Below are 1,646 nucleotides of genomic sequence, written 5' to 3' on the forward strand. Positions count from 1 at the left end.
TTTGTTTGAGCCGCAAGAATGTTGGAACTTCCTCAAGGCCGCTGGCTATGCGTCCGTGTAAGCGTCCGATGCTCTAAGGGTTCTCCGTGCTCGCAGGTTCGACCGAGGCTTCCAGCACGCGCAGAGCATCGACCTCATAGAGGCTGGGCGTGACATTTAACGTAACTTTGTACTAATTCCCGATGCCGTTCGCCTAGCATGCGCTGGGGCACCCTAGGAGCGCCATCTGCCCCTTAGCGGATCAAACAAAATGGCAGTGTAAACCGCCGCACAGCCTGGTGTCAGACAGGGGTTCGACACTCTAACGATCATCTTACGGCAGAAATCGACCCGAACCCAGACTGATCAGACCATCCCGCACGCGGCGCAAAGCATCTCCACCAACTTCCAGCGCACCACCGACACGTTGGAAATCCTGGACCTGCATTTTCATGACCTGCGCCATGACGGCGCCTCGCGCTTGTTCGAGGCTGGCTACTCGATCGAGCAGGTCGCTCTCGTGACTGGGCACCGAGACTGGAACATGCTGCGGCGCTACACCCAGCTGCGCGCGGAAAACCTGCACCGGATCGAGCCGGCTCAACCGCATGTGCCTGCCGCGACACCCTTCCAAGAGACAGTATCGAAGGTTGTGCCAATCCGTCGCTAACACGGTTGTTAGGATCACGCGGGGCAGCCGTTTTTTAGCGTTTGGAAGGATCATCCAACACACTTACGTTCGCGGAACAGCGGCACGAATTAGCGTGCACCGCGAAGCAAATCATCGGGAGAATGCCAGCCGCAGAGCAGACTATCGCAGGTAAGAAGCCATGGCCGTGCCATGGATGTTCCCCTGCCCAATGTAAGGAATTGGCTATGGCTGGACGCGAACCCGCGCCTTACGCTCTGCCACGTCTCATGTCCATTCCCAGCACTGCCCAGATGCTCGGGACCGGAACGACGCTGCTGTTTCATCTCATCATGTCCCATCACATTGCAACCGTACGGCTCGGACGCCGGACGCTCGTGCCAATCGAAAAAGTCGAGCGCATTTTTGCCTCCGCTGGCAGTGAGAAGGCTGCATCATGAGCATCGAGCACCTACACGCAGATTCACAGGATGACGTTTCTCTCTCATCCTGGCGAGTTGAGAGCCTCAGGGATCAATTCGGCCTACTCAGCCCAAGCGATCTTGCGACGCTCTTAAACGTGGATACGCGGACGCTCGCGACCTGGCGTGCTCGGGGCGCTGGACCAGATTTCGCGAAACTTGGGCGGTCGGTCTTTTACCGGCGAACGGACGTTGAGTCATGGATTGAGCTCAATGTCATGCCGATGGATCGAACCATCGGCTAAAACGACAAAGCCCGCCCCGCCTCCTAACAGGGGCGGGGCATCCGCCTCATGTGAGTGGTGCCTGCTAAATCCCGCTTTCGAGGCAATCAAAAATCCTGCTAAGCGTGCCGAAAAAATGTTTACAGGAACTCGCAACACATCCATTTTCAATGACATGCCCAGGCGGCCTCCGGCGGTCGACCACGCAAGGGCACAGTCCCAACGATCCCGCAAAAACGGGAGAATCCCTTGAGCCTCGCTCTAAGGTCTGTGGGGATTCACATGAGGTTGGGCTTATGATTCAAGCTCTTGATGGATCGCTATGTCTTGACG

At 57.0% G+C, this 1,646-nt stretch carries 3 protein-coding genes; all 3 read left to right on the forward strand.

Annotated features, from left to right (window positions below; genetic code table 11):
- Nucleotides 1–406 precede the first annotated feature (406 nt).
- The 3 genes from JQC81_RS32295 (at nucleotide 407) to JQC81_RS32305 (ending at nucleotide 1,334) form a co-directional block, all read left to right on the forward strand.
- Nucleotides 407–649 carry a tyrosine-type recombinase/integrase gene (locus JQC81_RS32295; RefSeq protein ID WP_246520846.1) on the forward strand — a complete coding sequence of 81 codons (243 nt, stop codon included), beginning with the start codon at nucleotides 407–409 and terminating at the stop codon, nucleotides 647–649.
- 206 nt (nucleotides 650–855) lie between these two features.
- Entirely contained in the window at nucleotides 856–1,068 is a 213-nt protein-coding gene (locus tag JQC81_RS32300; RefSeq protein WP_203275840.1) for a hypothetical protein, read from the forward strand.
- Entirely contained in the window at nucleotides 1,065–1,334 is a 270-nt protein-coding gene (locus JQC81_RS32305) for a helix-turn-helix domain-containing protein (protein WP_203275841.1), read from the forward strand. The genes JQC81_RS32300 and JQC81_RS32305 overlap by 4 nt, the downstream gene beginning before the upstream one ends.
- The last annotated feature ends 312 nt before the right edge of the window (nucleotides 1,335–1,646 follow it).

Source organism: Microvirga arabica, assembly GCF_016811235.1.
Taxonomy (GTDB): domain Bacteria; phylum Pseudomonadota; class Alphaproteobacteria; order Rhizobiales; family Beijerinckiaceae; genus Microvirga; species Microvirga arabica.